The 5,826-nt window shown below is 54.3% G+C and carries 2 tRNA genes and 3 rRNA genes; all 5 read right to left on the reverse strand.

The window, feature by feature from the left end:
* Positions 1 to 259 precede the first annotated feature (259 nt).
* Positions 260 to 375, reverse strand: a 5S ribosomal RNA gene (gene rrf / locus EV688_RS17140).
* A 215-nt stretch (positions 376 to 590) separates the two neighbouring features.
* Positions 591 to 3,507, reverse strand: a 23S ribosomal RNA gene (locus EV688_RS17145).
* Positions 3,508 to 3,951: 444 nt separating this feature from the next.
* A tRNA-Ala gene (locus EV688_RS17150) sits at positions 3,952 to 4,027 on the reverse strand.
* Between the two features lie 128 nt (positions 4,028 to 4,155).
* Positions 4,156 to 4,232: transfer RNA gene (locus EV688_RS17155), tRNA-Ile, on the reverse strand.
* A gap of 240 nt (positions 4,233 to 4,472) precedes the next feature.
* Positions 4,473 to 5,826, reverse strand: a 16S ribosomal RNA gene (locus tag EV688_RS17160); the annotation flags it as partial.

The following is a 5,826-nucleotide window of genomic DNA, read 5'->3' on the forward strand; positions in this document are numbered from 1 at the left end:
CCCCAACGTAAAACGCCCCGACCATGTCTGATCGGGGCGTGGGTATACAAGCCTGGCGAGAGCCTGCCCCGCTGTATCGGGTATGACCTACAGTGGGTTGCGCGCGCTGCGCGCAATCGCTACGCGACGCCTGCGGCGCCCCAACCCCGCACCTGCGGTGCAGGGGTTGTCACATGGACCCGGTGTAGTGGCAATAATTCATCACATCCAAAAAGCAAAACCCCCGTCCACTGCGTGAACGGGGGTTTTTCTTTTTGAAGCCTGGCGATGACCTACTCTCACATGGGGAGACCCCACACTACCATCGGCGATGCATCGTTTCACTACTGAGTTCGGTATGGAGTCAGGTGGTTCCAATGCTCTATGGTCGCCAGGCAAACTGGCTTGACGGCGTTGGGTCTTGCGCACACGTTGTGCTGCCCACTACCTGTCAAATAGGTCGGTAAATCAAGCTGCCCTTTACAAGGTGTTACCCAGTAAAGAGAGTCGGTTGTACGGTCTTTCACTTTCTTCATCATGACTCGCCACAACATCCAGCGCTTCTTACAGGTAACACCGGTCAACGGTGGCCTGCAAATAACCCTGATTATATGGTCAAGCCTCACGGGCAATTAGTACTGGTTAGCTCAACGCCTCACAACGCTTCCACACCCAGCCTATCAACGTAGTCGTCTTCTACGGCCCTTCAGGACCCTCAAGGGGTCAGGGAGAACTCATCTTGGGAGAGGCTTCCCGCTTAGATGCTTTCAGCGGTTATCCCGTCCGAACATAGCTACCCGGCAGTGCCACTGGCGTGACAACCGGAACACCAGAGGTTCGTCCACTCCGGTCCTCTCGTACTAGGAGCAGCTTCCCTCAATTCTCCAACGCCCACGGCAGATAGGGACCGAACTGTCTCACGACGTTCTAAACCCAGCTCGCGTACCACTTTAAATGGCGAACAGCCATACCCTTGGGACCGGCTTCAGCCCCAGGATGTGATGAGCCGACATCGAGGTGCCAAACACCGCCGTCGATGTGAACTCTTGGGCGGTATCAGCCTGTTATCCCCGGAGTACCTTTTATCCGTTGAGCGATGGCCCTTCCATTCAGAACCACCGGATCACTAAGACCTACTTTCGTACCTGCTCGACTTGTCAGTCTCGCAGTCAAGCGCGCTTGTGCCTTTACACTAAGCTCCTGATTTCCGACCAGGATTAGCGCACCTTCGTGCTCCTCCGTTACTCTTTGGGAGGAGACCGCCCCAGTCAAACTACCCACCACACACTGTCCTCGATCCCGATAAGGGACCTGAGTTAGAACCTCAACATTACCAGGCTGGTATTTCAAGGTTGGCTCCACGCGAACTGGCGTCCACGCTTCAAAGCCTCCCAGCTATCCTACACAAGTAAGGTCAAAGTCCCGTGTGAAGCTATAGTAAAGGTTCACGGGGTCTTTCCGTCTAGCCGCGGGTACACTGCATCTTAACAGCGATTTCAATTTCACTGAGTCTCGGGTGGAGACAGTTTGGCCATCGTTACGCCATTCGTGCAGGTCGGAACTTACCCGACAAGGAATTTCGCTACCTTAGGACCGTTATAGTTACGGCCGCCGTTTACCGGGGCTTCAATCAAGAGCTTCTCCGAAGATAACCCCATCATTTAACCTTCCGGCACCGGGCAGGCGTCACACCGTATACGTCCACTTTCGTGTTTGCACAGTGCTATGTTTTTAATAAACAGTCGCAGCCAACTGGTCACTTCGACTGCCGTCAGCTCACGGAGCAAGTCCGGTCACCAACAGCAGCGTACCTTCTCCCGAAGTTACGGTACCATTTTGCCTAGTTCCTTCACCCGAGTTCTCTCAAGCGCCTTGGTATTCTCTACCTGATCACCTGTGTCGGTTTACAGTACGGTTCCTTCATAGCTGAAGCTTAGAGGCTTTTCCTGGAAGTATGGCATCAACCACTTCATCCGCGGCTCTCGCCTTGGACTCGTCATCAGCTCTCGGCCTTGATCACCCGGATTTACCTAAGCAATCAGCCTACAACCTTAAACAGGGACTACCAACGCCCTGATGGCCTAGCCTGCTCCGTCCCCCCATCGCACTATGAAGAAGTACGGGAATATTAGCCCGTTTCCCATCGACTACGGCTTTCGCCCTCGCCTTAGGGGCCGACTCACCCTGCGCCGATTAGCGTTGCGCAGGAAACCTTGATCTTCCGGCGGGGAGGTTTTTCACCCCCCTTATCGTTACTCATGTCAGCATTCGCACTTCTGATACCTCCAGCAAACCTCCCGGTTCACCTTCAACGGCTTACAGAACGCTCCTCTACCATGTGTGCGTGGCGAACCACACACACATCCGCAGCTTCGGTTACCAGTTTAGCCCCGTTACATCTTCCGCGCAGGCCGACTCGACTAGTGAGCTATTACGCTTTCTTTAAAGGATGGCTGCTTCTAAGCCAACCTCCTAGCTGTCTTCGCCTTCCCACATCGTTTCCCACTTAACTGGTATTGGGGACCTTAGCTGGCGGTCTGGGTTGTTGCCCTCTCGACGACGGACGTTAGCACCCGCCGTCTGTCTGCCGTGCTCGCACTCCTGGGTATTCGGAGTTTGCATGGGGTTGGTAAGTCGGGATGACCCCCTAGCCCAAACAGTGCTCTACCCCCCAGGGTGATACACAACGCTCTACCTAAATAGATTTCGAGGAGAACCAGCTATCTCCGGGCTTGATTAGCCTTTCACTCCGATCCACAGCTCATCTCCTCATTTTTCAACATAAGTGAGTTCGGCCCTCCAGTTAGTGTTACCCAACCTTCAGCCTGGCCATGGATAGATCGCCCGGTTTCGGGTCTATTGCCTGCAACTAGAACGCCCTGTTAAGACTCGGTTTCCCTACGCCTCCCCTATTCGGTTAAGCTCGCTACAGACAATAAGTCGCTGACCCATTATACAAAAGGTACGCAGTCACCCCCCTAAAGAGGCTCCCACTGCTTGTACGCATACGGTTTCAGGTTCTATTTCACTCCCCTCTCCGGGGTTCTTTTCGCCTTTCCCTCACGGTACTGGTTCACTATCGGTCAGTCAGGAGTATTTAGCCTTGGAGGATGGTCCCCCCGTCTTCAGTCAAGATATCTCGTGTCCCGACCTACTTGTCGCACGCTCAGTACCACAACAGAGTTTTCGTGTACGGGGCTATCACCCTCTATCGCCGGACTTTCCAGACCGTTCCACTAACTCCACTGCTATCACGTGCAGGCTCCTCCCCGGTCGCTCGCCGCTACTGGGGGAATCTCAATTGATTTCTGTTCCTTCAGGTACTTAGATGTTTCAGTTCCCTGAGTTCGCCTCCGCAACCTATGTATTCAGTTACGGATACCCAGCTTGCACTGGGTGGGTTTCCCCATTCGGACATCCCCGGATCAAAGTCTGTTTGCCGACTCCCCGAAGCTTTTCGCAGGCTACAACGTCCTTCATCGCCTCTGACTGCCAAGGCATCCACCGTATGCGCTTAGTCACTTGACCATATAACCACAGTTATCTGGACAGGCATCTCCAAAGAGATACCCTTCAAGAAGACTTTTCCCCGACACCCTTGTGCGTATGTCAGGTACTTAGAGGCACGGACCGATCAAAGCCCGTACCCGCCGGATGTTGTGACGCTTGAGTCACAATGTATGTACAACTCGCTCGGACGTGCGTGTTGGAGAACCCACACGCCCGATATTTCAATCCCTGAACCGCTCCCGTCACAATCACACACGCAGCTTGCGCCACCCGTGCCATGTGCCAGGCTGCAGTCCAGAGACTCAGCTTGATTTACCTTGTTAAAGAACAATCTGGTTGTCAAAACCAGACGTCAACACAGCCAAGGCTGCGCTCACGTCTAATCTCGATGATGCGATGTACCACCCTTCGCGTCAGTGTCCTGACCGGATGAAGACAATGGCGGCGCTGTCCACCCAAAAGTGGTGGAGCTATGCGGGATCGAACCGCAGACCTCCTGAATGCAAATCAGGCGCTCTCCCAGCTGAGCTATAGCCCCATAATAAAGAGTCACTCGCAGCAATCACGATCCTGCCAAGTAATACCAAATGCGGGTCAATCGAGGCGGATTCTCACGACGCATAGCCTGCTATGCGAGTGAGGATCCAACGAAGAGTGACGCGTATTTGGTAGGCCTGGGCAGATTTGAACTGCCGACCTCACCCTTATCAGGGGTGCGCTCTAACCAACTGAGCTACAGGCCTGCTGTTACTTGTCTGCTGTCGCCCTGGCGGCGTTATTTTGCTCGCTCAGTCGGTCACGTACTATACGTACGCTCCCTTCTTCACTCGCAAAATGCCTTGCCAGGCCACCAGCATCCTGCGTTACAGCCCTTCGATCTACATCAAAGTGCTCTTAACATACAGGCGAGCTCGCGATTTCTATCGCATCAACCAATAGACGAAGACAAATGTGTGAGCACTCATTGAGTAGTGCCAATCGTTTAAGGAGGTGATCCAGCCCCAGGTTCCCCTAGGGCTACCTTGTTACGACTTCACCCCAGTCATGAATCACTCCGTGGTGATCGCCCTCCCGAAGGTTAGGCTAACCACTTCTGGAGCAACCCACTCCCATGGTGTGACGGGCGGTGTGTACAAGGCCCGGGAACGTATTCACCGCGACATTCTGATTCGCGATTACTAGCGATTCCGACTTCACGGAGTCGAGTTGCAGACTCCGATCCGGACTACGAAACGTTTTGTGGGATTCGCTCCAGCTCGCGCTCTTGCTGCCCTCTGTGCGTTCCATTGTAGCACGTGTGTAGCCCAGGTCGTAAGGGCCATGATGACTTGACGTCGTCCCCACCTTCCTCCGGTTTGTCACCGGCAGTCTCCTTAGAGTTCCCGCCATTACGCGCTGGCAACTAAGGACAAGGGTTGCGCTCGTTACGGGACTTAACCCAACATCTCACGACACGAGCTGACGACAGCCATGCAGCACCTGTCTCAGAGCTCCCGAAGGCACCAATCCATCTCTGGAAAGTTCTCTGGATGTCAAGACCTGGTAAGGTTCTTCGCGTTGCATCGAATTAAACCACATGCTCCACCGCTTGTGCGGGCCCCCGTCAATTCATTTGAGTTTTAACCTTGCGGCCGTACTCCCCAGGCGGTCTACTTATCGCGTTAACTGCGCCACCAAAGAATCAAGTTCCCCAACGGCTAGTAGACATCGTTTACGGCGTGGACTACCAGGGTATCTAATCCTGTTTGCTCCCCACGCTTTCGCACCTCAGCGTCAGTATCGAGCCAGGAGGCCGCCTTCGCCACCGGTATTCCTCCACATATCTACGCATTTCACCGCTACACGTGGAATTCTACCTCCCTCTCTCGTACTCTAGTCGGCCAGTATCGGGTGCCATTCCCAGGTTGAGCCCGGGGATTTCACATCCAACTTAACAAACCGCCTACGCGCGCTTTACGCCCAGTAATTCCGATTAACGCTTGCACCCTCCGTATTACCGCGGCTGCTGGCACGGAGTTAGCCGGTGCTTCTTCTCAAGGTAATGTCACAGATACGTGCTATTAACACGCACCCTTTCTTCCCAAGTGAAAGTGCTTTACAACCCGAAGGCCTTCTTCACACACGCGGCATGGCTGCGTCAGGCTTTCGCCCATTGCGCAATATTCCCCACTGCTGCCTCCCGTAGGAGTCCGGGCCGTGTCTCAGTCCCGGTGTGGCTGATCATCCTCTCAGACCAGCTATGGATCGTTGCCTTGGTAGGCCTTTACCCCACCAACTAGCTAATCCAACGCAGGCTCATCCGATAGCACGAGGTCCGAAGATCCCCCGCTTTCCCCC

The sequence above is a fragment of the Chromatocurvus halotolerans genome (assembly GCF_004340525.1).
Taxonomy (GTDB): Bacteria; Pseudomonadota; Gammaproteobacteria; order Pseudomonadales; family Halieaceae; genus Chromatocurvus; species Chromatocurvus halotolerans.